We start from the raw sequence: 24342 nt of genomic DNA, 5'->3' as shown, positions 1-24342 counted from the left end.
CGTGCTGACCTGGAACCCGCGAGGCTGCCTCGGCGGGCTCTCCGCGTCCCCGGCGCCGCGAACGGAGCGGATCGCCGAGCGACCGGTCCGCGCGCCCGTTCACCCCCAGTGTTCCAGGGATTCCCTCATGAACTCTTGGGACCGAGCGTCGCCAGCGCCCTGCGCAGCAGGGTCGAGGTGTCGAGCCGGTCCTCCCCGCCCTCCGCGAGCACCGCGTCCACGCTCTGCTCGGCCTGCTTGGCGGAAAAACCGAGCCCGACCAGGGCCTCGCCGACCTCGGAACGAAGCCGCGCGGTGGGGACCGGGCCGGGCTCGTCCGCGGCCCGCGTTCCGTCCACCGACTCGCCCTGAGGACCGGCCGGTTCGCCTCCCGGGACAGCCTGGTTCCCGGGCAACGCGTTGACCTTGTCCCGCAGTTCGAGGGTCAGCCTTTCCGCGTTCTTCTTGCCGATGCCGGGGACCCTGGTCAGCACACCGATGTCGCCCTCGGCGAGGGCGTCGCGCAACTGCCACGGTTCGAGCACGGCCAACGCGGCCAGCGCCAGCCGGGGGCCCACCCCGGAAGCGGTCTGCAGCAGGGTGAACAGGTCACGTGCCTGGGCGTCGGCGAAGCCGTAGAGCGTGAGCGAGTCCTCGCGGACCACCAGCGAGGTGGCCAGCCTGGCCTCTTCCCCGCGCCGGATCCCGCCCAGGGTGGCCGGGGTCGCGTACACGGCCATCCCCACACCGCCGACCTCGATCACGGCGTGGTCCAGCCCGACGGACAGCACCTCGCCCCGGACCGAAGCGATCATCGTTGTTGCCCTCCCGTCCCGGACGAGTCACGAGCGGCCCGGCGCAGCCGCTGCCGGTGGTTGCGGGCGAGCTCGGCGGCCCGCTGCTCGGCCTCGGCCAACCTCCCCGTCATCGGCGCGCGCCACAGGTGGCACAGTGCCAGCGCCAGCGCGTCGGCGGCGTCGGCGGGTTTGGGTGGTGTGCTCAGCCCGAGGACCTTGCTCACCATCGAGGTCACCTGGCGCTTGTCGGCCTTGCCCGAACCGCTGATGGCCGCCTTGACGGAGCTGGGGGTGTGGAAGGCGACCTGAATGTCCCTGCGCGCCGCCGCCAGCGCCACCACCCCCGAGACCTGGGCGGTCCCCATGACCGAGCGCACGTTCTGCTGGCTGAACACCCGTTCTATCGCCACCACTTCCGGCTCGTGCTCACGGATCCACTCCTCGACCCCGTCACCGACGGTCAGCAGGCGCTGCGGCAGCTCGTCCTCGACGGGACTGCGCACGACACCGACGCCGAGGCAGTTCACACCCCGCTGGTGTCCTCCTTCGATGACGCCGACCCCGCAGCGTGTCAGCCCCGGGTCGACTCCGAGTACGCGCACCCCGTCATCCTCTCGCGCGAGCCTTCGTTGAACAGACGTTCGAATCCTATCGCCCGCCCGAGCGGTCCGGCACGGACGACACACCGAAGGCCCCGGAGGACGGCGCCGCCCCGGAAGGTCAAACCCCGTCGCGGCCGGGGACCCAGCTCTCGGGCAGTCCGGAGTCGGTCAGCACCGGCTGGTACTCGGGAAACCCCTTCGGCGCCCGGTCGGACCAGGGGAAGACGCCGGTGTCGGGAGTGGGCAGCAACAACTGAACGGCGGGGAAGTCCTCGTCTCCGTACAGGAGCATCGCACTGCCGAGGTACTCCGGGTAGTACCTGCCGGACACCCGCTCGAAGGTGACCGGCTGCTCGGCCAGGAAGCCCTCGTAGAGCCACCCCGGGACGAAGCGCTCTCCCCGGCCGGCCCGGGCCGTGTAGGTGTTCACGACGGTCTGCGCGACCTCCTGGGGGAGCCCGACCACCACGACCTCGGGCTTGCCGAACCGTCTCCAGGCGCCCACCGAGAACGCGTACGGCGGGTGTTGTTCCTCCTCGTCGACGTGCACGACGGCGGCACCGTGGCGTTCGGAGGTGCGTAACAGCCAGTCGCGCAGCTCGTCGGTGGCGTCCGGGGTGGCGGTCATCGCGCTTCGCCTCTCCGTCGGGTGGTACGCGTTCGCGGCCGCCGCGGGCGGTGTCCGGGCGCGCGGCGTCGGGGCGAAGCCTAGTTCACCGTGTCACCACCCCACCGGGGTGCTCCGCGGAATCCGCACTTGACTTCGAGTCAGATCGAACCAGCACAGTTCGCGGAACCGAACCGTTCCGAGGGCACACCGCCCCCGGAAGCGGAAAGCACGGACGAGACGAGGAGCACCGATGGACGCTTCGCTCCCGCGCGACAGCTTCGAGAGCGCCTACGCGGAAGGCACACCCCCCTGGGTGATCGGAGAACCCCAACCCGCGCTGGTCGAGCTGGAACGGGCCGGGCACGTGTCCGGTTCGGTGCTCGACGCCGGGTGCGGTACCGGGGAGAACACGATCCTGCTCACCGAGCTCGGCTACGAGGTCCTCGGCATCGACGGTTCGGGGACCGCCGTCGCCACGGCACGGCGGAACGCCTCCGAGCGCGGGACTCCTGCCCGGTTCGAGGTCGCCGACGCCCTGGACCTCGGCACACCGCCCCGTTTCGACACGGTGGTGGACAGCGCGCTGCTGCACGTCTTCGGGGAGCGGGACCGCCTGGTCTACACGCGGAGCCTGCACGCGGTGTGCCACCCCGGCGCGGTGCTGCACGTGCTGGCACTGGCGGACACCCGGGACGCGGGAGGTCCCCGGCTCAGCGCGGAGGCGGTTCGGGGCTCCTTCGGTCCCGGCTGGGAGCTGGAGGAGCTCCGGGAGGACCGCTACCGGGGAACCGCGGGCGAGGAGTACGCCGGACAGCTGAACGTCCGGGCGGGCGAGGTGGTGGACACGGCGGCCTGGCTGGCGCGGGCCCGCAGGCTGTGACGAGCGGAGCCGTTCGGAAAACGTGCCCACTGCCGCTCGTGGAGAACTCTCGGGGCCGGCAGCGAGCCGCCCCCGAGAGTTCTCCGCCTCAAGCGGAGAGCTGCGCCATGATCTCGTCGCTGACGTCGAAGTTCGAGTACACGTTCTGCACGTCGTCGCAGTCCTCGAGCGAGTCGATCAGCTTGAAGACCTTGCGCGCGCCGTCGCTGTCCAGCGGAACGTTCACCGAGGGGAGGAAGCTCGGTTCGGCCGAGTCGTACTCGTACCCCTCGGCCTGCAGGGCCTTGCGCACCGGGACGAGGTCGCCGGGCTCGCAGAGCACCTCGTACTTCTCCCCGAGGTCCTCGATCTCCTCGGCTCCCGCGTCCAGCACGGCGCCGAGCACGTCCTCCTCGCTCAGCCCGTTCTTGGGCAGGAGCACGACCCCGCGCCTGTTGAACAGGTACGACACCGAACCCGCGTCGGCCATCGAACCACCGTGGCGGTTCATCGTGGTCCGCACCTCACTGGCCGCGCGGTTGCGGTTGTCGGTCAGGCACTCGACCAGCACTCCCACACCGTTGGGTGCGTAGCCCTCGTACATGACCGTCTGCCAGTCGGCGCCGCCCGCCTCCTCACCGGCACCACGCTTGCGGGCGCGCTCGATGTTGTCCTGCGGCACCGAGGACTTGCGCGCCTTCTGCATGGCGTCGTACAGGGTCGGGTTGGCCTCGGGATCGCCCCCGCCCATCCGCGCGGCAACCTCGATGTTCTTGGTCAGCTTCGCGAAGAGCTTGCCGCGCTTGGCGTCGAGGGCGGCCTTCTTGTGCTTGGTAGTGGCCCACTTGGAGTGGCCGCTCATCAGTCCTCCGTGGTATCTGCTCTTGCCGGAGTGGTGTCGCGGGTGTCTCCGGCACCGCTCTCGTGGATTACCCGCACGAACAGGCGATGCACCCGATCGTCCCCGTCGACCAGCTCCGGGTGGAACGCGGTCGCGAGCACCGGACCCTGCCGAACGGCGACGATGGTACCCGTCCCGGCTTCGGAGGCCGAGTCGTGCGACGACCGTCCCGGCACTTCGGCCAGCACCGTGACACCGGCACCCGCCTTCTCCACGACGGGGGCGCGGATGAACACGGCGTGCAGCGGATCCCCCTCGATCCCCGCGAAGTCGAGATCGGCCTCGAAGGAGTCGACCTGACGTCCGAACGCGTTGCGCCGGACCACCACGTCCAGCGCTCCGAGGGGGCGGACACCGGGACCGCCCCGGTCGTCGGAGCGGTCGTCCAGCACGCTGCCCGCCAGCAGCACCATGCCCGCGCAGGAGCCGTAGGCGGGCATGCCGTCCCGCAGCCGTTGCCGCAACGGTTCGAAGAGCTCGAAGTTCTCCAGCAGGCGTGTCATCGTCGTCGACTCGCCCCCGGGAAGTACGAGCCCGTCGACAGCGGCGAGTTCCTCGGGCCTGCGCACGGGTAGCGCCGAGACTCCGATGCGCTCGAACGCATCGAGGTGCTCGGCGACGTCGCCCTGCAGGGCGAGCACACCCACCACCGGTTGAGCTTGGTTCACACCCCCGATTGTCCTGCACACCCGCGATCGGGCAAAGCCAGGGTCACCCCGCCCGGGAGACGCCCGCCCGGCGGCGGACGACACTCCAGCCGAACCATATCGCCACGATCAGCAGCGGGACGGCGTACAGCGACCAGCGGGCCGCGACGTCCGAGGAGAACCCGGCCAGCACGAGCACGAGCGCGAGGAAGCCGAGCACGATCCAGTTCGTGTAGGGCGATCCGGGCATCCGGTAGGAGGGGCGCTGCAGCCGACCCAGCTTCGCGAGCCTGCGCATCCTGAGCTGGCTGTACAGCAGCGCCGCCCAGGTGGCGATCACGCCGAGCGAGGAGATCGAAGTGGCGATCTCGAAGGCCTTGTCCGGAACCGCGTAGTTGAGCAGCACCCCGAGCAGGAAGACGGCCGCCGTGAACAGCACGGCTCCGTAGGGGGCGCGTTGCGCGTTCATCCTGGCGGTGAAGGAGGGGGCCTCCCCGTTGAGCGAGAGCGAACGCAGGATGCGCCCCGTCGAGTAGAGGCCGGAGTTGCAGCTGGACAACGCGGCGGTCAGCACGACGAAGTTCATGATGTCGCCGGCCCACGGAACGCCGATGCTGGAGAACACCGTCACGAACGGGCTCTCCGCGCCGCTGTAGGCGGTCCAGGGCAGGACCATGCACAGCAGCAGCAACGAGCCCACGTAGAACAGCGCGATGCGCGCGATGACGCTGTTGATGGCGCGCGGCATCACCTTCGCCGGATTCCGCGTCTCCCCCGCGGCGATACCGGCCATCTCCATCGAGGCGTAGGCGAAGATCACGCCCTGCAGGCTCATCAGCACCACCGGCAACCCCATCGGGAGGAAGCCGCCGTGGTCGAAGAGGTTCGACACGCCCGCCGTGGTCTCGCCCACCTGCGCGCCGGTGGCGACCAGCCAGGTTCCCACGAGCAGGAAGCTGACGATGGCCAGCACCTTGATCACCGAGAACCAGAACTCGAGTTCGCCGAACAACCGGACGGAGAGCAGGTTCACCCCCAGCAGGACCAGCAGCGACAGCAGCGCGGTGACCCACTGGGGGAACTCCGGGAACCACTTCCCGATGTAGATCCCGGCGGCGGTGATCTCGGCGACACCGCTTCCGACCCAGTTCACCCAGTACATCCAGCCCGCGGCGAATCCGGCCCACGGGCCGATGAACTCGCGGGCGTACTCCACGAAGCTTCCCGAGACGGGGCGGTACAGCACCAGCTCGCCGAGTGCCCGCATCACGAAGAAGACCGCGATGCCGCAGCCCAGGTAGGACAGGATGATCCCCGGCCCCATCTCCTTCAGGAGGCCGCCCGCCCCCAGGAAGAGCCCGACTCCGATCGCCCCGCCCATGGCGATCATCTGGACCTGGCGGTTGCCCAGTCCGGCCGCGTAGCCTTCCTCGCTGCCCTGCTCACCCGGCCGGTCGGTCGTGGCCGTGCTGTCGTTCGGAGGGTCGGGTGCGCTGACCAAGGTCTGCCTCCCACTGCGCATCGGCCGGGTACGGATGGCCCGGCTCGGTACGACGCGAACCCGTGGTGCGGGTTCGGCGCGATCGACAAGACCCTAATCAGTCGGTTTTCGACCCCCGCACGGGGGTTAACGAATGTTCACATAAAGGACGTGTCAAAGAGCACACGCATCCCCGCGGCAACCCCGGCGGCCACCAGCACCACCACCACGAACGGCGCCCGCCGCCAGGCCAGCACCCCGCCGACCACGACTCCGCCGACCCGCGCCATCCCGGCGAACGCTCCCGACTCGTACAGCGCGCTGGTGGTCACGAAGGCCCCGAGCAGCACCAGGGCTGCCGTGGCCAGCAGCCGTCGTCCCCGCTCGGGAACGCGCAGCCTGCCGCGCAACAGCGGACCGGCCACCCGCAGCGCGTAGGTGCCCGCGGCCAGCGCCACCACGACTCCCAGGGTCATGCCGGTTCCTCCTCACGCGTCCCACGGCGCGCACCACGTGAGATCGGAAGCGCGGCCAGGGTCCCGAGCAGGGCGAGCAGCACGGGGAGCCCCTCCGCCAGCAGCGGGGTCAGCACCACGGCCACCACGGATCCGAGCGCCACGGCCCGGAGGGTGGGGCGGTCCCGCAGCGAGGGCAGCACCAGGGCGAGCAGCCCGGCGGGCAGGGCCGCGTCCAGCCCGAGGGCGCGCGGGTCCCCGACACCGTTGCCGATCAGCCCGCCGACGAACACGGAGGGGGCCCAGACCCCGTACAGGGTGAGTCCGGCGGCCCAGTAGGCACGTCGCTGCCGGTGGGGGTCCGACTCGGCCAGCGCGAAGGCCACGGCCTCGTCCACCAGCAGGTGGCTTCCGAACAGCCTGCCGAGCGGTCCGCTCGCCTCCAGCACGTTCCCCAGAGCCAGCCCGTAGGGCAGGTGCCGGGCGTTGAGCAGCACCCCGCCGAGCACCACCGCGAGCGGGGCCGCCCCGGAGGTGGCCATCCCGACGGCCATCAGCTCGGAGCCGCCCGCGAACACCAGGGCGGCCATCAGGGTGGCCAGCCACAGCGGAACACCCCGCGAGACGGCGATGGCCCCGAGCGAAGCGCCGATCACCGCGAGCGCGAACCCCATGGAGGCCACTGCGGCGAGCAGGGAGGATTCACCCCCGGAAACCTTCGCTGTTCGCTTTAATGAACGCATAGTCAGTTATATTGAACACAACAGCGATTGTTCGTCAAGGCGAACAAATGGAAGGACACAGCGAACAACGATGAGCGACAGCAGAGCAGCCACCGCCCTGGAGGTCATCGCCCCCGCGTTGCGGCACGCCCGCGAGGACGCGGGGATCTCCCTCAACGAACTCGCCAAACGCGCCGGACTCGCGAAGTCCACCCTCTCCCAGCTCGAGTCCGGAGCGGGAAATCCCAGCGTGGAAACGCTGTGGGCGGTGGCCGCGACCCTCGAGGTCCCCTTCAGCAGGCTCGTGGAACCCCCCGCCCCGCACGTGAAGGTCATCCGATCCGGACGAGCTCCCAAGCTGGGATCCGAGCAGGGGGACTTCGCCGCGGGCCTGCTCTCGTCCTGTCCCGCGGGCGCCAGCAGGGACCTCTACGAGATCACCCTCCCTCCGGAGCAGGAACGACACGCGGAACCGCACCACCGGGGGACGATCGAGCACCTGGTCGTGACCTCCGGAACGCTGCGCGCCGGTCCGGCGGCGGAGCCCGTCGAGCTGGAACCCGGCGACTACCTCACCTTCTCCGGCGAGGTCGCCCACGTGTACCGGACGCTCTCCCGGCAGGCCACGGCACTGCTGATCATGGAACACAAGTAGGGGCTCCCTCACCCCGGCGAGGGAGCCCCGGGCCCACGTCGACGGTTTCGCGCGAAACGCTCCCGTCGCGGCGGGACGAGCGGTCACCAGCCGCGCTGCGCGTAGTGCTGCCCCTCCGGCAGGTCCTCCACGTTGAGACCGACCATGGCCTCACCCAGCCCGCGCGAGACCTTGGCGAGGAGGTCGGGGTCGTCGTAGAACGTCGTCGCCTTGACGATCGCCTCCGCACGGGCCTTCGGGTCACCGGACTTGAATATCCCCGAACCGACGAACACGCCCTCGGCGCCCAGCCGACGCATCATCGCCGCGTCGGCGGGCGTGGCGATGCCTCCGGCGGTGAACAGCACGACGGGGAGCTGTCCCGTGCCGGCGATCTCCCGCACGAGTTCCACCGGTACCCGCATCTCCTTGGCCGCCGCGTACAGCTCCGAGCTGTCCAGCACCGAGAGCTTGCGCAGCTCCGCACGGATCTGGCGCATGTGCCGCGTGGCCTCCACCACGTTGCCGGTTCCGGCCTCGCCCTTGGAACGGATCATCGCGGCGCCCTCGGCGATGCGCCGGAGAGCCTCCCCCAGGTTGGTGGCACCGCAGACGAAGGGGACCGTGAACGGCCACTTGTCGACGTGGTTGGCCTCGTCCGCCGGGGTCAGCACCTCGGACTCGTCGACGTAGTCGACCCCGAGCGACTGCAGCACCTCCGCCTCGACGAAGTGCCCGATGCGCGCCTTGGCCATCACCGGGATGGACACCGACCGGACGATCTCCTCGATCATCGAGGGATCGGACATCCTGGCCACCCCGCCCTGGGAGCGGATGTCGGCGGGCACCCGCTCCAGCGCCATGACGGCGACCGCTCCGGCCTCCTCGGCGATCCTGGCCTGTTCGGGGGTGACGACGTCCATGATCACGCCGCCTTTGAGCATCTCCGCCATGCCCCGCTTGACACCGTCCGTGCCGGAAGTCCGCACGGGGCGGTTGCTCGCGACGTCTCCGTTGGTCACCTTGGATCGATCCTTTCTCACGACCACGATCCGTCATCGGATTACGGCTTCGACGGTAGGGAAGTCCGCGCCCGCGGAAACGGGCCACTGTCCGGGTTTCTGGCTAGGCCACTGGAGGCAGCGGCCTCGCTTGGAGCCGCCGAGCTCCCGCCGGGGAGTCCCGACCAACAGGCCCACTCCAGCGCAGGCACTCTGAACCCGAACAGTCGGCACCGCCGAACTCCCACCGGAAACTTCCGGAAGAAGGCTTCACCCCAACGCGAGCGCTCTGAGTCCGAGCAGGACGAGAAGATCCGGTGCGTGAGTCGGATGCATTGCCAGGCCGGACCGCTCGCCGCGCAGGCCGCTACTCGAGAGCGGCCCGACACAGCGAGGCGCCGACTCACGTGACGGCTAAGAAAACACCCACTCACCCCGCACCACTGCCCTTCAGCCCGCCTTGCGTACTCATCCCATCGGGTGTGTGCTCGGTGTCACACACAGCTGTCGGCGCTAGGCGCGGGAGCGGCCATGGCCAACAAGCGCGGGGACAACGGTCCCGCGACGGCGGGACCGTCGAACCCCACATCCATCCGCAACGTGGTGTTCGTCGGTCCCTCCGGCGCGGGGAAGACGACGCTGGTGGAGCGCCTGCTCGCGGCGAGCTCGACGATCGCGCGGCAGGGCTCGGTTCCGGAGGGGACCACGGTCTGCGACCACGAGACGGCCGCCGTGGAGCAACAGCGTTCCGTGGGGATGGCCGTGGCTCCGCTGTGGCACGGCGACACCAAGATCAACCTCATCGACACCCCCGGGTACGCCGATTTCGTCGGGGAGCTGCGCGCGGGGCTGCGCGCGGCCGACGCCGCCGTCTTCGTCGTCTCCGCCACGGAGGGCGCGGACGCGACCACCCGGGCGATCTGGCACGAGTGCGCCAGGGTCGGGATGCCCCGCGCGGTGTTGGTGTCCCGGATCGACCAGCCGCGCTCCGACGTGGCCGCGGCCGTCGAGTCCTGCAGGAACGCCTTCGGACCCGGGGTGGTCCCGCTGTACCTGCCCCGCTTTCACGAGGACCGCCCGACCGGGCTCCACGGGCTGCTCACGGGCAGCGACCACGACCACGTGCTGGACGACGTCCCCGCCGCGTCGACGCACACCGGCCTGTCGGACGCGGAGGTCGAAGCGGCGGGCAACGAACTGATCGAGGGCATCATCTCGGGCAGCGAGGACGACTCGCTGCTGGAGAGCTACCTGGCCGGCTGGCGCATCTCGGAGGGAACGCTGCTGAGCGCCCTCGAAACGGCGGTGGCACGCGGCGGGCTCCACCCGGTGATCCCGGTCTCGGCCGAGACCGGGATCGGTGTGCACGAACTGCTCGACGGGATCGTGCGCGGTTTCCCCACACCCCTGGAGCACGTGCCCCCGGAGTCGACCACCCCGGAGGGCAGGGATCCGCGCGTGCTGGACTGCGATCCGGACGGACCGTTGGCCGTGGAGGTCGTGCACACCTCGGTGGACCCCTACATCGGGAGGGTCTGCCTGGCCCGGGTGTTCTCGGGCACCCTGCTGCCGGACCGGTCCGTGCACGTCTCCGGGCACGCCCCGAAGGGGCGGAGACGTCCCGAGCACGATTCCGAGGAACGGGTCGGACACGTCTACACACCGCTCGGGGCGGGGCTGCACGAGGTGCGCCACTGCGTGGCCGGGGATCTCTGCGCGCTGACCAAGCTGGGCGCGGCCGAAACCGGCGACACGATCTCGGATCCGTCGAGCCCCCTGCTGATACAGCCGTGGGACGTGCCCGATCCGCTGCTCCCGATGGCTCTGACGGCGCGCAGCGGGACGGAGGCGGACGCGTTGTCCCGGAGCCTCAACCGGCTGCTCGCGGCCGATCCTGCACTGCGCCTGGACCGCTCCACCGAGACCCGCCAGATGGTGCTGTGGTGCATGGGCGAGGCCCACGCCGAGGTGATCCTGCGCCGACTGCGGGAGAGCGGGGTGACCGTGGAGACCGAGCCCGTGCGGGTGGCTTTCCGCCAGGCCTTCGCGAAACGCGCCGCCGGACACGGCAGGCACGTCAAGCAGTCCGGAGGACACGGCCAGTACGCGGTGTGCGACATCGAGGTGGAGCCCCTGCCGCGCGGAAGCGGGTTCGAGTTCGTCGACCGGATCGTGGGCGGCGCGATCCCGAAGCAGTTCGTCGGCAGCGTCGAGAAGGGGGTGCGGGCCCAGCTGGAGCGGGGCGTTCAGCCGGAGTGCCCGCTCGTCGACGTACGCGTGAGCCTGGTGGACGGCAAGACGCACAGCGTGGACTCCTCGGACGCTGCCTTCCAGGCGGCCGGGGCCGCGGCGCTCCGGGACGCCGCGGAGCGGGCGGGATTGCTGACCCTGGAACCGGTGGACGAGGTGGAGATCCACCTTCCCGACGTCCACCTGGGAGCGGTGCTGGGCGACCTGTCGGCCCGCAGGGGCAGGGTGCTGGGCACCGAACCGGAGGACGCGGGTTGGACGGTGGTGCGTGCTCACGTCCCGAGCACCGAGCTGACGCGCTACGCGGTCAACGTGCGCTCGCTGAGCTCGGGAAGCGCCAGCTTCACCCGGGACTTCGCGGGCTACGAACCGCTTCCGCGGTGAGCACGACGCGGACCGCGGCGGCCGTCGGCGGACGGCGGGCACCCGCCTGACCGGTGTTTTCCGCTCCTCGGCCACAGGCGATCGCCGAACGGAGCCTCTCACGGGCTCGTGCGCGGGGGCTCGCTGCCGGATCTGGCCGCGTCCTGGTCACTGTCCGGCGGCCGCGCGAAACGTGCGCGGGTCCGGTCGACGTTCGGCGGAACCGGTCGATCGTTGCGGCGACGCGGAGGGAAACGTGTACCGGCGGAGCCGCGACGGACAGCCTCAGTTCTCCGGAAATGCCCTGGCATTCCCGGAGAGAGGAAGCCATGAGCACACGGACACGCACCACCTGGCTGGTCACCGGGGGCCGTCGTCGGGCTCGCGCTGATCGCGGCGCTCTTCGCGGTTCCGAAGCTCGTCGACCCGAGCACGGAGAAAGCTGCACCTGATCGAACAACTCCAGGTGAGGCTTGGTATACGACGCAAGCAAGGACGTCGCCTTCCGGACTCCGAACAAAAGAGAACCAGCCCGTGATCCGAAGATCAGAGGGGCTGGCCATGTTAGTGACTAATGTAGCAGAGGCTGCCGTGCGAAGGCGAGACGAGTCGAGGTCCAGGCTCCCTCAGAAACACCGAGCTAGGCGCGGTAGGCACCGGCCAGCCGCTGGCCGACGGTGAGGATCGATATCGCGGCCAGCCCCCACAGCGCGATGTCCAGCACGTAGGGCACGCCCATCCCGTACAGGCCGGTGCCGACGAGCAGGACGACCAACCGCTCGGCCCGCTCGGCCATGCCCGCCTCGACCTTCACCCGCTGGGCCTGCGCGCGCGCCTTGACGTAGGAGATCACCTGGGCCGCGACCAGGCAGATCAGCAGCGCGGCCCCTCTCCAGTACTGATCCCCGACCAGGGCCCACCAGACGAGCGCACCGAACACGACCCCGTCCGCCACGCGGTCGCAGCTCGCGTCCAGCACGGCCCCGAAGCCGTCGTCCGCACCGGCCGCCCGCGCCGCCGCCCCGTCGAGCAGGTCGAACAGCAGGAAGAAGGCGACCACCAGGGTTCCGGCCAGCAGGTGTCCGAGCGGGAACAACGTCCCGGCCGCCAGGACGGTGCAAACCGTCCCGACCACTGTCACCACGTTGGGTGACATCCGATGCCGCACCAACCACGCACCCACCGGGTCGGTGAGCCTGGCCACCGAAGCTCGCGCGAAAACGTTCAACATCGTTTCGATTCATCCACCGCCACACGGGAGTTTCCCGCACACGGCAGCCTAACCGGCGACGATCGCCGGCTCCCACGCGCACCACCGACGAGGGGCGGAACCGGCCAATGATCCATGACACACCCGGAATGAGCAACGAAACCGGTTAGTTGGACATCGGTGGAACATCCTCACCGATTCCACGGAGGTCCGGTATGACAGACGCCACGCAGATCCCCGGTTACACGACGGGCACCTGGGACATCGACGCGGTGCACTCCGAGGTCGAGTTCACCCTCCGGCACATGGGGGTCGGCCGCTCCCGCGGTCGGTTCGACAAGTTCGAGGGGCAGATCGTGACCGCGGAGAACCCGCTGGACTCCAGCGTCTCCGCGACCATCGACGCCGCCTCCATCAACACGGGCAGCGCCGACCGCGACGCCCACGTGCGCGCCGAGGACTTCCTGGACACGGACAACTACCCGACGGCGGAGTTCCGCTCCACCGGAATCAGGGAGAACGGTGACACCTGGATCATCGACGGCGACTTCACCCTGCACGGCGTGACGGTTCCGGTCTCCCTGGAAGCCGAGCTCGGCGGCTTCACCGACACCTCGGACGGGGGAAAGCTGCTCGGTCTCTCGGCGAGCACGACCCTGAACCGCACCGACTTCAAGGTCGGCCCGAACGGTGGCGCCATGCTCGGCGAGAAGGTCAAGATCAACCTGGAGATCGAGGCCACCCTGCGCGGATAACAGGTTTTCCGTCTCGGTTGGCGTAGGCGGTCACCCGGCGGAGCCTCTCGCGGCCACTCGGCCTGGCACCGTGGTCATCTCGGTGCCGGCGCCGGAGAAAAGCCTCAACTCGACCGGAGGACTCCACTGAGCGCGGAAACGCCGACTCACGTGACGGCTTACCCGACCAGCTACGCGAAGTTCTGTTATGAGCTATTGGAAGGGCCGCCGCACCGCTCGGTGCGACGGCCCCTTCGTCGTCCTGTGCCGCCGCGTCGTCGCTCAGGCGATCCGCTGCCAGGCGTCGGCGAGCAGCTCACGGGTGTCGGCCAGCAGCTGGGGAAGCACCCTGGTGTGGCCGATCACCGGCATGAAGTTCGAATCGCCGCCCCAGCGGGGGACGACGTGCTGGTGCAGGTGCGCCGCGATCCCCGCACCGGCCACCGGCCCCTGGTTCAGCCCGATGTTGAAGCCGTGCGGAGCGGAGACACCGCGGATCACGCGCATGGCCCGCTGGGTGAAACCGGCCACCGCGACGGTCTCCTCCCCGGTCAGCTCCGTGTAGTCCGCGACGTGGCGGTACGGCAGCACCATCAGGTGGCCGGGGTTGTACGGATAGAGGTTCAGCACGGCGAAGACCAGCTCGTCCCTGGCCACGATCAGCGTCTCGCCGTCGGAGCGCTCGTCCGCCAGCAGCCCGCAGAACGGGCACCCGTCACTGCCGTCCCCGGTCGGCTTGTTCTCCCCCTGGATGTAGGAGAGCCGGTGCGGGGTCCACAGCCGCTGCAGCGCGTCCGGGACCCCGATACCTCGCTGCCCGGCGAACTCCGCCCCGGAATCCGCGGAAGAACCGCCCGCGGAGTTCCCGGGTTCATCGTTCGATGGCCGTTGTGTCACGCCAACTCCGCTCCGAAGCTCTCCGCCGTCGGCGAGGCGTTCTCGCGCCGCCCGACCCAGTGGCCGAGCGCCTCGACGGCTCGTTCCACGGGTACTCCGTTGAGCTGACTGCCGTCGCGGAAGCGGAAGGAGACCGCGTCCGCCTCGACGTCCTTGCCACCGGCCAGCACCAGGAACGGAACCTTCTGCGTGGTGTGGTTCCTGATCTTCTTCTGCATCCGCTCGTCACCGGTGTCGATCTCGACCCGCAGCCCCTTCTCCCGGAGCCGCTCGAAGACGCCCTCCAGGTGCGGGACGTGGTCGTCGGCGATGGGGATCCCCACCACCTGCACCGGGGAGAGCCACGCGGGGAACGCGCCTGCGTAGTGCTCGGTGAGCACGCCGAAGAAACGTTCGATCGAGCCGAACAGCGCGCGGTGGATCTTCACCGGCCGCTGCTTGGAACCGTCGGCCGAGGTGTACTCCAGGTCGAAGCGCTCCGGCATGTGGTAGTCCAGCTGGATCGTGGACATCTGCCAGGTGCGCCCGAGCGCGTCCTTGGCCTGCACCGAGACCTTCGGGCCGTAGAAGGCCGCCCCGCCCGGGTCGGGCACCAGTTCCAGCCCGGAGTCCTCGGCGGCACGCCGCAGCGTCTCGGTGGCCCCCTCCCAGAGCTCGTCGCTGCCGACGTACTTCTCCTCGTTGCGGGTGGACAGCTCCAGGTAGAAGTCCTCCAGGCCGTAGTCGCGCAACAGGTCCAGCACGAAGTTCAACAGCGATTTGAGCTCGGACTGCAGCTGGTCGGGAGTGCAGTAGATGTGCGCGTCGTCCTGGGTCATGCCGCGGACCCGGGTCAGCCCGTGCACCACGCCGGACTTCTCGTAGCGGTACACCGAACCGAACTCGAACAACCGCAGCGGCAGCTCGCGGTAGGAGCGTCCGCGCGAACGGTAGATGAGGTTGTGGAACGGGCAGTTCATCGGCTTCAGGTAGTAGTCCTGCCCGGGCTTGCGCACCTCGCCGTCGGCGTCGCGTTCCTCGTCGAGGTGCATGGGGGGGAACATCCCGTCGGCGTACCAGCCGAGGTGCCCCGAGGTCTCGAACAGCGCGCTCTTGGTGATGTGCGGCGAGTTCACGAACTCGTAGCCGGCCTGCTCGTGCCTGCGACGCGAGTAGTCCTCCAGCTCGCGGCGGATGACCCCGCCCTTGGGGTGGAAGACCGGCAGCCCCGATCCGATCTCCTCCGGGAACGAGAACAGGTCCAGCTCCGCGCCCAGGCGCCGGTGGTCCCGCCGTTCCGCCTCGGCCAGCCACTCCAGGTGGGCGTCCAGGGCCTCCTTGGACTCCCAGGCGGTTCCGTAGATCCGCTGCAACTGCCGGTTGCGCTGATCGCCCCTCCAGTACGCCGCGGCGACCCGCGTCAGCTTGAAGGCCGGGAGGAACCTCGTGTGCGGGACGTGCGGCCCCCTGCAGAGGTCTCCCCAGACCGTCTCCCCGTGCCGGTCGATGTTGTCGTAGACGGTCAGCTCACCGTCCCCGAGCTCCATCACCTCGCTGGTGTCCACGTCCGCCGACCCCGACTTGAGGTCGACGAGTTCCAGCTTGTACGGCTCCGCGGCCAGCTCCTCACGCGCCTCCTCGAGGGAGCCGAGCTCGCGGCGGGAGAACTTCTGGCCGGACTTGACGAGCTGCTTCATGCGCTTTTCCAGCGCCTGCAGGTCCTCCGGGGTGAACGGCCGCTCGACGTCGAAGTCGTAGTAGAAGCCGTCGGTGACCGGCGGGCCGATTCCCAGCTTGGCCTCGGGGAACAGCTGTTGTACCGCCTGGGCCAGCACGTGGGCGGTGGAGTGCCGGATGACACTGCGGCCGGCCTCGGTGGCGGCGGGCACCGCTTCGACCTCCACATCGACCGGGGGAGCCCAGGCGAGATCACGCAGTTCCCCGTCGCCGTCGCGGACGACGACGATCGCCTCGGGACCTTTGGAAGGCAATCCCGCCTGCTGGACGGCATCACCAGCCGTAGTGCCCGCCGGTACCTTAACCCGGGATTCCTGCTGGGTTTGGAGCGGCGAGACTGACACGGTTACTCCTACGATCGTTGCTCGAATGGGATGCGCGACCCGACCACGACCGAAGGAGCTCCGGCGACGACGCGGTCGGGGCGGGCGAACGTTTTCGCGTCGATGCTATCGGCCACCGGTGTCCTCGCCGCGATCCGGCCGAGCGGTCACCATCGGCGGTCTCTCCGGGACATCCCCCTCGCCCGGGCCGCGCGCCCGGACGAGGGGCGACCGTTCAGGCACCCTCGCCCAGGAGCTCGCCCACTTCCATGGCCGAGACCGGCTCACCCACGTGCTGCCCCTGTGCGGCGTACACGTTCATCGCACGCAGCCGGTCACCCTGGCGAGCCGTGTCCACCCCGTCGGCGAGCACTGTCATGCCCAGCAGGTGAGCGGCCGAGACCACGCTGCCGACGAGGTGCTCGTCCAACGGATCGGGGTGTTCCGGCTCCGACAGGCGCTTCAGGTACTCGCCGGAGATGCGCACCGAGGTGACGGGCAGTTCCCGCAGTCTGCGCACTCCGGTGTAGCGGGCGCCGAAGTCCCGGACGACGAAGGCGGCCCCGAGCTCGCGGACGATCTCGACGGTGTCGACCGGATCGTCCACCTCGTCGAAGAGCGCCGATTCCGGCACGCCGAGCCGCAGCTGCTCCGCGGGCAGCTGCGTTTCCGCCAGGATGCCCTTGAACCGGCTGACCAGGTCGGGGTCCCGGAAGTGCCGTTCCGACAGGTCGACCGTCACCAGCGGGGCGTCCGCACCGAGCTCCCGGACCCACCGGGAGGCGTGCTCGCAGGCCTGACGAAGCAACCAGTCACCCAAACGGGTGATAACACCGGTTTCCTCGGCCAGATCCACGAAATCATCGGCGTCCAACTCGCCGTACTCGGGATGGTCCCAGCGCACGGCCGCGTGCAACGCGATCACGCTTCCGTCGGAGAGCCTGCGTATCGGCAGGTACTCGACGAAGAACTCGTGGTTGTCCAGCGCGGCCGGCATGGTGGCCGACATCCGGAAACGACGTCTGGCCGCGGCGTTGCGCTCCGCGTCGAACATCACCCACTGCGCCTTGCCCTCGTCCTTGGCCCGGTACAGCGTGATGTCGGCCTCGCGGAGGAGCTGGTCCGCATCGACCCCCGCCACCGGTTGCTCCACCACCCCGGCGCTGGCCGAGGCGTTCAACTCGTGGCCTCCTATCCGCACCGGCCGATGGATCTCGTCCAGCAACCGCTCCACCAGCCGGAGCATCCCGGCGGAACCGTCGGTGTCCGGCACGAGGACGACGAACTCGTCACCACCCATCCGGGCAGCCAGCGCCCCCTGACTCGTGGCGAGCGCGTTGACCCGATTGGCGACCTCCCGCAGGAGATCGTCCCCGATGGGGTGACCGAGACTGTCGTTGATCGTCTTGAACCCGTCCAGGTCGAGATAGCAGATCCCCACCCTGCGGTCGGCGGGGACGGCCCGGAGCGCCTCGTCCATCCTGGTGCCCAGCAGGGTGCGGTTGGCCAGGCCGGTGAGGGGATCGTGCGTCGCCTGCCTGCGGAGTTCCTCCTGCAGGAGGTACCTGTCCGTGACATCGGCGTAGAGCACCACCTGGTACTCGGGCACTCCCTCCGAATCCTTGACCAACGCCCCGGAAACCTGCGCCCACACCGTTCGCTCGTCCGGGGCCGTGAACCTCGTGTCCACCGCGAACTGCTCGGTCGATTCGTCCAGCAGCCCGCTGTCGGCCTCCCGCAGCACCTCGACCCAGCGGGAGTCGGACAACGCCAGCATGTCCCGCCCCACCAGCTCGGCGCGCGGAATGCCGAAGATCACCGTCATCGAATCGTTGACGTCCTGCAGCACCCCGTCCAACCCGACGATGGCGATCCCGAGGGCCGAGGAGGTGAAAACGGCCCTGAAGCGCGCCTCGCTCGAGCGCAGGGCCTCCTCGGCGGCGTCACGGGCGTTGAGCACGGCCTGCTGGATCACCCCCTGCTCGGCGAGCACCCGGTCCTGCGCCGCCCGCTCGAACCCGGCGCCGAACGAGGCGGTCAGCTCGTTGACACGTCCCGGCTCCACGGGGGTCTCCGGCGCGAGCCTGCTCGCCAGCTCGGGCAGTTCGGAACCGAGCAGGCGCAGCGACCGCCGCAGCGCCTCCGGCGCGACTATGTGCGCCCGCACCAGGTCGACGGCCGCCTCCGCGCAGCGTTCGTCGTCGTGGTGCTCGGCCCACAGCGCCGCGAGCAACCGCTCGGTGCGTTCCTCGAGGAACTTCCACAGCTCGGGGCGGGCCATCGGGACGTAGCTCGTGCCGATGACCAGACGTGCCCACTGCCGCGCGAAATCCACCACGGTGGCGGTCTCCACCTCGTTCGGGTCCGCTCGCCCGCGCTCACCGTCGAAAACGGGTGATTCCTCGGAGGAAGTGCCGCTCATCGATCACACCTTGTACCCGACCGCTCCGTACACCAGCGAACTCGCCGGATCCTGCCAGCGGTCCTCCTCGGTGTCCGGACGCCATTCCGGCACGTAAACCAGCCCCGGCTCGACGAGGTCGAACCCCCCGAGCAAATCCGCCACCTCCGCGTGGCTGCGCACGATGACAGGACTGCTGCTCCCCGCGTACAGCTCCACGAGGCTCCGGGCGTAATCGGGGTAGTCATCGGAAGTGACGTGCGAGAACCCGAGGAAGCTACCCGGTGCCATGCGCTCGTGGTACCCGTGGATGATCTCGCGGGGCCGCGCGGACTCGGGGACGAAGTGCAGCAGGGCGATCATCATCACCGCGATCGGCTCCTCGGGGTCGAGCAGCCGCCCGGCCTCCTCGGAACCGAGGATCCCCTCGATGTCCTGTAAGTCGGCCTGGACGACTCCCGCCTGATCGTTGCCCTCCAGGAGCGTACGACTGTGCGCGACGGCCACGGGTTCGTTGTCGACGTAGAGCACCCGAGCGCCGGGGTCGACCGCCTGAGCGATCTCGTGCACGTTGCCCACCGTGGGGATGCCCGACCCGATGTCCAGGAACTGGCGAATCCCCCTGTCCAGGCAGTAACGCACCGCTCGACGCAGGAAGGCCCTGTTGTCCTGTGCCAGCGGTTTCACGTGCGGGACCTGCGCCTCGACCTTGTGGGCCAGTTCCCGGTCGACCTCGAAGTTGTGCGACCCGCCGAGGTAGTAGTCGTAGCAGCGCGCCGCGCTGGCCTTTTCCAGATCGACGTCCGCAGGCAGACGGTTCGGCTCTGACATGGAAGCTCCCTGTCGTCACGGGCCACCAGCAGCGCCCCCCGATACCAAGGCCCTCGTAGCTGTGTGTACTCGATCACCGATGCGACTCCCCCGCCCGACTTTCCGGAGCTGCCACCGGGTGATCAACACAAATCCTACTGTGACAGCTCGAGTTCAGTCATTCACGGTCGGCTGTCGCGAAACAACAGCGCATCACCCCTTCGGGGATTCTTCAGCCGTGTAAGCAGCCTCACGCGTCCACATTACGGGCCGCCGGATTAGGTATGCCTAAGCTGTCATAGGACAGCATGTCGCGCTCCACGGACCCGCAGTCGGCGCGGCACCCCGGTGATCACGCACGGCGAACCACCACTACGGAAACCGAACACCGAGCAAGCGACATCCACGCGAACAGGGAACAGCCGCAGCCGCACGTCGCCCAGGAGGAGAACCGTGAGCCACCCGCTCCGAGTAGCCGTCATCGGCGCCGGCCCCGCAGGCGTCTACGCCGCGGACATCCTGACCAAATCGGAAACGACCACCGAAGTGGACCTCTTCGACCGGATGCCCACCCCCTACGGGCTGGTCCGCTACGGCGTCGCCCCGGACCACCCGCGGATCAAGGGAATCGTCAACGCACTGCACAAGGTGCTGGAAAAGCCGGGCATCCGTTTCCTCGGGCACGTCGAGTACGGAGTGGACTGCAAGCTGGAGGACCTGCGCAGGCACTACGACGCGGTGGTGTTCGCCACCGGCGCGGCCGACGACAGGAACCTGGGGATCCCGGGCGCCGAGCTGCCCGGCAGCCACGGCGCCTCCGAGTTCATCTCCTTCTACGACGGCCACCCGGACGCCCCCCGGGACTGGAACCTCGACGCGCGGAACGTGGCCGTTCTCGGAGCGGGCAACGTGGCCCTCGACGTCGGACGTGTGCTGGCCAAGCAGGCCGACGACCTGCTCGGAACCGAGATCCCGGACAACGTGTACCGCGCCCTGAGCGAATCCCGCGTGACCGATGTGCACGTGTTCGCCCGGCGGGGGCCCGCGCAGACGAAGTTCACCCCCCTCGAACTGCGCGAGCTCGACCACGAGCCGAACACGGAACTGATCGTGCACCCCGAGGGCTTCGAGATCGACGAGGCCGGCGAGGAGGCGATGCGGACGAACAACCAGGTCAAGTCCGTGGTCAAAACCCTGCAGGACTGGGCGCTGCGGGACCCCGTGGGCAACACGGCGCGCAGGCTGCACTTCCACTTTCTGCGGCGTCCCGTGGAGATCCTGGGCGAGGACGGGGTCAGCGGGCTGCGCACCGAGATCATGGAACTCACCGGTGACGGCTCGGTCCGCGGGACCGGCGAGTACGAGACCTTCGACGTGCAGTCCGTCTACCGTGCCGTGGGCTACCTCAGTTCGGCGCTGCCGGACCTGCCCTTCGATCACGGCTCGGGAACCATCCCGCACGACGGGGGCAGGGTGCTGGACCTCGACGGGGACCACGTCCCCGGCGTCTACACGACCGGCTGGATCAAGCGCGGTCCGGTGGGGCTGATCGGTCACACCAAGGGCGACGCGCTGGAAACCGTCAACAACCTGCTGTCCGACACCGAGAACCTCCCGGAACCGGCCGAATCCGACCGGGACTCGATACTGCGGATGCTCGACGAGCGCGGGGTCCCCTACACCACCTGGGAGGGCTGGAACCGGCTCGACGAGCACGAGCGCGCCCTCGGCGCCGAACGGGGCAGGGAGCGCCTGAAGGTCGTCGAACGCGACGAGATGGTGCGGATCAGCCGCGGGGCCGACGCCTGACCGGGCAGTGGCCGCACCTCGGTTGACGTGGGTGGTCGCTCGGCGGAACCTCTCGCGGCGGCGCGAGTTGCTCGGATGGTGTGCTCGGCGCCGACTGCGCCGAAAAACAGCCCGGCCGGAAAGCTCTCGCGAACCCGCCGCTCCGCGGCCGACCCCGCGAACCGGGGGTCGGCCACCGGCCCCCGAATCACTGCGACCATCGTCGCCGCGCCGTACTTTCGAGCGCGGGCCGGTCCTGCCGTGCTTCACACACGCGGGGGTGTGCGATGAGCTGGGAATGGTTCTGGGCACCGGAGTACGGACCGGCTCGGTTCGTGTTCCAGCACCTGCTCGCCGCCACGTACGCGCTGGCCTTCGTCAACGTGCTCGCCCAGTTCCGGCCGCTGCTCGGCGAACACGGGCTGACGCCGGTACCGCGCTTCCTGCGCGACGTCCCCTTCCGCAAGGCGCCCAGCCTGTTCCAGTTCCACTACTCGGACCGTTTCCTGCTGGTCGTCGGGTGGTGCGGCCTGCTGCTGAGCCTGGCCGCCTTCCTCGGCGTCGCCGACGTGCTCCCGGTGTGGGGCTCGATGGCGGTGTGGTTCGTGCTGTGGGCGGTGTACCTGTCGATCGTCAACATCGGTCAGCTCTGGTACGCCTTCGGCTGGGAATCGCTGCTGCTCGAAACCGGCTTCCTCGCGATCTTCCTCGGACCTGCCCACACCTCCCCGCCCGGACCGGTGATATGGCTGCTGTGCTGGCTGCTCTTCCGCGTGGAGTTCGGCGCGGGGCTGATCAAGATTCGTGGCGACCCGGCGTGGCGGGACCTGACCGCGCTGCACTACCACCACGAGACCCAACCGATGCCCGGCCCGCTGAGCCGGCGGTTCCACCGGGCGCCGCGCGCGCTGCACAAGGTGGAGGTGCTGGCCAACCACTTCACCCAGCTGATCGTCCCGTTCGGGCTGTTCCTCCCCCAGCCGGTGGCCTCGACCGCGGCGGCGATCATGATCGTCACCCAGGTGTGGCTGCTGCTCAGCGGCAACTTCGCGTGGCTGAACCTGATCACGATCACCTTGGCCTGCACCGCGCTGGACACCACCCTGCTCCGGTGGGTCCCGATGGACGCCCTCACCCCGCCCGCCGTCCTTCCGGAGCAGGACGCGGCGAGCCCGCTGTGGCACCGGGCCGCCGTGCTGGCGTTGACCGCGCTGGTGATCGTGCTGAGCTACTGGCCGGTGCGGAACATGCTCGGGCGCGGGCAGGTGATGAACCGCAGCTTCAACAAGATCCACCTCGGCAACACCTACGGAGCCTTCGGCAGCATCACCCGCACCCGCTACGAAGTGGTGCTCGAAGGCACTGGCGACCGCGACTCGGGATGGCGCGAGTACGAGTTCCGCGGCAAGCCGGGGGGCGTCTCGCGCCGCCCGCCGCAGATCGCCCCCTACCACCTGCGTCTGGACTGGCTGATGTGGTTCGTGGCGATCTCGCCCTCCTACGGGAGGGGCTGGCTGGAACGGCTGGTGATCGCGATGTTGCGCGACGACCGCCGGATCCTGCGGTTGCTGCGCCACGTCCCGTTCCGGGAAGAGCCCCCGCGCTACGTGCGGGCCCGGCTCTTCGAGTACCGCTTCAGCACGGGGGAGGAGTACCGGGAGTCCGGGGTGTGGTGGGTGCGCACTCCGCTCACCGAACTGATCCCCCCGGTCGCCGCGGAAGATGTGCGCACGGACGGTTGAGCGAGCCCGCCGGTTGGCCCGCGTGGCGGCGCCGGTGGACGGAAAGCGGTTTCGCGCGGAACGTTGCCTCCGGAACCGTTCCGGGGACGACGTTCCGCGCGAAACGTGCCGAGGACGGCGGCCTCACCAGTCGGGGCGCAGCGGCATCGAACTGGCACCGCCGTCGGAGCGCACCCCCAAGGTCTGGTGCAGCTGGATGTCGTCGCGTTCGAAAGCCAGCCGCGAGGCGGCCATGTACAACCGCCACACCCGGGCACGAGCGGGGCCGACCTCGGCCACGGCCTTCCGCCAGTTGCGGTCCAGGTTCGCGCACCAGCCTGCCAGGGTCAGGGCGTAGTGCTCCCGGAGGTTCTCCTCGTGCCGCACCTCGAACCCGTTGTCGTTCATCCGCCCGAGGATCTCCGCCGGAGATTCCAGCTCCCCGTCCGGGAACACGTAACGGCGGATGAACTTGCCCGGACGAGCCGGGTAGGAACCGTCCGGGCGGGTGATGCAGTGGTTGAGCAGCCGTCCGCCGACCCGCAACCTGTCCCGCAGCGACCGGAAGTACCCGGGCAGCTGGTCCCGCCCGATGTGCTCGGTCAGCCCGATCGAGCTGACAGCGTCGAACCCCGTCTCCGGGACGTCGCGGTAGTCCTGGTACCGCACCTCGGCCAAATGGCTCAGCCCGCGTTCGGCGATGGTGTGCCGCGCCCAGTCGGCCTGCTCCTCGGAGAGGGTGACACCGATCGCGCGCACGCCGTAGTGCTCGGCAGCGTGCAGGACCATGCCGCCCCAACCCGCGCCGATGTCCAGTAAGCTCATCCCCTCGCGCAGCCCGAGCTTGCGCGCGACCAGGTCGTGCTTCTCGTGCTGCGCCTGTTCCAGGGTGGCGTCCTCCCGCTCGAACACGGCGCAGGTGTAGGTCATCGACGGGCCGAGCACCCACTCGTAGAACTGGTTGGACACGTCGTAGTGGTAGGAGACGCTGCGACTGTCCCTGCTCTTGGAGTGCCGTCTCCCCCGCGCGGCCCGGTTCTCCTCGGCAGGGGGGCTCACCGGCCACCACATCCGGTACGCCCCGAGACGCGCCGCGAGCTCGATCCGCTGCCCCAGCGGGATGTCGGCGACTTCGATCGGCGGAAAGGCCGCCAGTGCGGTGTACATGTCACCCCGCACCTCGAGGTGCCCGTTCACATAGGCCCGTGCCAGTCCCAGCTCTCCCGGAGCGGAGGCCAGGTGGGCCAGCGCCAGGGGAGACTTGAGCACTATGGCGGCCGAACAGCCGGAAGGTCCGTGCCTGCTGCCGTCGTAAGCCCGGAACTCGATCGGCAGATCGTCCCCGAACACACGTGCGAACACGGCTGCCAACGCCATTTGCTGATCCTCCATCGCAACCAGAAAGGAAGGGAGTCGTGTCGTGGTCCCCGAGCGGGCCGTGC

The 24342-nt window shown here is 69.4% G+C and carries 21 protein-coding genes; 6 read left to right on the top strand and 15 right to left on the bottom strand.

The window, feature by feature from the left end:
• Positions 1-125: 125 nt before the first annotated feature.
• The 3 genes from ruvA to FHR84_RS01020 all read right to left on the bottom strand — a co-directional run bounded on the left by ruvA (position 126) and on the right by FHR84_RS01020 (position 2006).
• Positions 126-794, bottom strand: coding sequence for a Holliday junction branch migration protein RuvA (ruvA, locus tag FHR84_RS01030; RefSeq protein WP_179533525.1), 669 nt, complete (start codon positions 792-794; stop codon positions 126-128).
• The gene (ruvC, locus tag FHR84_RS01025) at positions 791-1378 is read right to left on the bottom strand and encodes a crossover junction endodeoxyribonuclease RuvC (protein ID WP_179533524.1); all 588 of its coding nucleotides are present in this window, start codon (positions 1376-1378) and stop codon (positions 791-793) included. Before ruvC ends, ruvA begins: the two co-directional genes overlap by 4 nt.
• Before the next feature lie 118 nt (positions 1379-1496).
• On the bottom strand, positions 1497-2006 hold the full coding sequence (locus FHR84_RS01020) for a DUF4262 domain-containing protein (RefSeq protein WP_179533523.1): 510 nt from the start codon (positions 2004-2006) through the stop codon (positions 1497-1499).
• Positions 2007-2238: 232 nt separating this feature from the next.
• On the opposite strand from FHR84_RS01020, the gene FHR84_RS01015 reads away from it, so the two are divergent.
• On the top strand, positions 2239-2868 hold the full coding sequence (locus FHR84_RS01015; protein WP_179533522.1) for a class I SAM-dependent methyltransferase: 630 nt from the start codon (positions 2239-2241) through the stop codon (positions 2866-2868).
• A gap of 88 nt (positions 2869-2956) precedes the next feature.
• Here FHR84_RS01015 and FHR84_RS01010 read toward each other — a convergent pair whose 3' ends face one another.
• The 5 genes from FHR84_RS01010 to FHR84_RS00990 all read right to left on the bottom strand — a co-directional run bounded on the left by FHR84_RS01010 (position 2957) and on the right by FHR84_RS00990 (position 7073).
• On the bottom strand, positions 2957-3709 hold the full coding sequence (locus tag FHR84_RS01010) for a YebC/PmpR family DNA-binding transcriptional regulator (RefSeq protein WP_179533521.1): 753 nt from the start codon (positions 3707-3709) through the stop codon (positions 2957-2959).
• Positions 3709-4416 (bottom strand): pyridoxal 5'-phosphate synthase glutaminase subunit PdxT, encoded by a 708-nt coding sequence (gene pdxT, locus FHR84_RS01005; RefSeq protein WP_179533520.1) that lies wholly within the window; start codon positions 4414-4416, stop codon positions 3709-3711. The genes FHR84_RS01010 and pdxT overlap by 1 nt, the downstream gene beginning before the upstream one ends.
• Before the next feature lie 43 nt (positions 4417-4459).
• Complete coding sequence (locus tag FHR84_RS01000) at positions 4460-5896, bottom strand: amino acid permease (protein ID WP_179533519.1); 1437 nt, start codon at positions 5894-5896, stop codon at positions 4460-4462.
• Between the two features lie 137 nt (positions 5897-6033).
• The gene (locus FHR84_RS00995; RefSeq protein ID WP_179533518.1) at positions 6034-6351 is read right to left on the bottom strand and encodes an AzlD domain-containing protein; all 318 of its coding nucleotides are present in this window, start codon (positions 6349-6351) and stop codon (positions 6034-6036) included.
• Entirely contained in the window at positions 6348-7073 is a 726-nt protein-coding gene (locus FHR84_RS00990; protein ID WP_179533517.1) for an AzlC family ABC transporter permease, read from the bottom strand. Before FHR84_RS00990 ends, FHR84_RS00995 begins: the two co-directional genes overlap by 4 nt.
• 70 nt (positions 7074-7143) lie before the next feature.
• On the opposite strand from FHR84_RS00990, the gene FHR84_RS00985 reads away from it, so the two are divergent.
• On the top strand, positions 7144-7707 hold the full coding sequence (locus tag FHR84_RS00985) for a helix-turn-helix domain-containing protein (protein ID WP_179533516.1): 564 nt from the start codon (positions 7144-7146) through the stop codon (positions 7705-7707).
• Between the two features lie 83 nt (positions 7708-7790).
• On the opposite strand, the gene pdxS is transcribed toward FHR84_RS00985, so the two are convergent.
• Positions 7791-8708, bottom strand: coding sequence for a pyridoxal 5'-phosphate synthase lyase subunit PdxS (gene pdxS, locus FHR84_RS00980; RefSeq protein WP_179533515.1), 918 nt, complete (start codon positions 8706-8708; stop codon positions 7791-7793).
• 510 nt (positions 8709-9218) lie between these two features.
• Here pdxS and FHR84_RS00975 point away from each other — a divergent pair.
• Positions 9219-11321: an elongation factor G-like protein EF-G2 gene (locus FHR84_RS00975; protein WP_179533514.1), complete on the top strand. Its 2103-nt coding sequence runs from the start codon at positions 9219-9221 to the stop codon at positions 11319-11321.
• A 619-nt stretch (positions 11322-11940) separates the two neighbouring features.
• On the opposite strand, the gene pgsA is transcribed toward FHR84_RS00975, so the two are convergent.
• Positions 11941-12531, bottom strand: a complete 591-nt coding sequence (gene pgsA / locus FHR84_RS00970) for a phosphatidylinositol phosphate synthase (RefSeq protein ID WP_179533513.1) — start codon at positions 12529-12531, stop codon at positions 11941-11943.
• Between the two features lie 194 nt (positions 12532-12725).
• Between pgsA and FHR84_RS00965 the strand changes: the two genes are divergently transcribed.
• Positions 12726-13265 (top strand): YceI family protein, encoded by a 540-nt coding sequence (locus FHR84_RS00965; RefSeq protein ID WP_179533512.1) that lies wholly within the window; start codon positions 12726-12728, stop codon positions 13263-13265.
• A gap of 261 nt (positions 13266-13526) precedes the next feature.
• Here FHR84_RS00965 and FHR84_RS00960 read toward each other — a convergent pair whose 3' ends face one another.
• The 4 genes from FHR84_RS00960 to FHR84_RS00945 form a co-directional block, all read right to left on the bottom strand.
• Entirely contained in the window at positions 13527-14141 is a 615-nt protein-coding gene (locus FHR84_RS00960; RefSeq protein ID WP_343075124.1) for an HIT family protein, read from the bottom strand.
• Positions 14138-16201: a threonine--tRNA ligase gene (gene thrS, locus FHR84_RS00955; RefSeq protein ID WP_179533511.1), complete on the bottom strand. Its 2064-nt coding sequence runs from the start codon at positions 16199-16201 to the stop codon at positions 14138-14140. Before thrS ends, FHR84_RS00960 begins: the two co-directional genes overlap by 4 nt.
• 214 nt (positions 16202-16415) lie before the next feature.
• Positions 16416-18602 carry a putative bifunctional diguanylate cyclase/phosphodiesterase gene (locus FHR84_RS00950; RefSeq protein WP_179533510.1) on the bottom strand — a complete coding sequence of 729 codons (2187 nt, stop codon included), beginning with the start codon at positions 18600-18602 and terminating at the stop codon, positions 16416-16418.
• Positions 18603-18605: 3 nt separating this feature from the next.
• On the bottom strand, positions 18606-19412 hold the full coding sequence (locus FHR84_RS00945) for an SAM-dependent methyltransferase (RefSeq protein WP_179533509.1): 807 nt from the start codon (positions 19410-19412) through the stop codon (positions 18606-18608).
• Positions 19413-19844: 432 nt separating this feature from the next.
• Here FHR84_RS00945 and FHR84_RS00940 point away from each other — a divergent pair, with 432 nt between their 5' ends.
• Positions 19845-21200: an FAD-dependent oxidoreductase gene (locus tag FHR84_RS00940; RefSeq protein WP_179533508.1), complete on the top strand. Its 1356-nt coding sequence runs from the start codon at positions 19845-19847 to the stop codon at positions 21198-21200.
• Between the two features lie 266 nt (positions 21201-21466).
• Positions 21467-22921 carry a lipase maturation factor family protein gene (locus FHR84_RS00935; protein ID WP_179533507.1) on the top strand — a complete coding sequence of 485 codons (1455 nt, stop codon included), beginning with the start codon at positions 21467-21469 and terminating at the stop codon, positions 22919-22921.
• 123 nt (positions 22922-23044) lie between these two features.
• On the opposite strand, the gene FHR84_RS00930 is transcribed toward FHR84_RS00935, so the two are convergent.
• Positions 23045-24277: an SAM-dependent methyltransferase gene (locus FHR84_RS00930; RefSeq protein ID WP_179533506.1), complete on the bottom strand. Its 1233-nt coding sequence runs from the start codon at positions 24275-24277 to the stop codon at positions 23045-23047.
• Between the last annotated feature and the right edge of the window lie 65 nt (positions 24278-24342).

The sequence above is a fragment of the Actinopolyspora biskrensis genome (assembly GCF_013408175.1).
Lineage (GTDB): Bacteria > Actinomycetota > Actinomycetes > Mycobacteriales > Pseudonocardiaceae > Actinopolyspora > Actinopolyspora biskrensis.
This window is presented reverse-complemented; position numbering and strand designations above follow the sequence as displayed.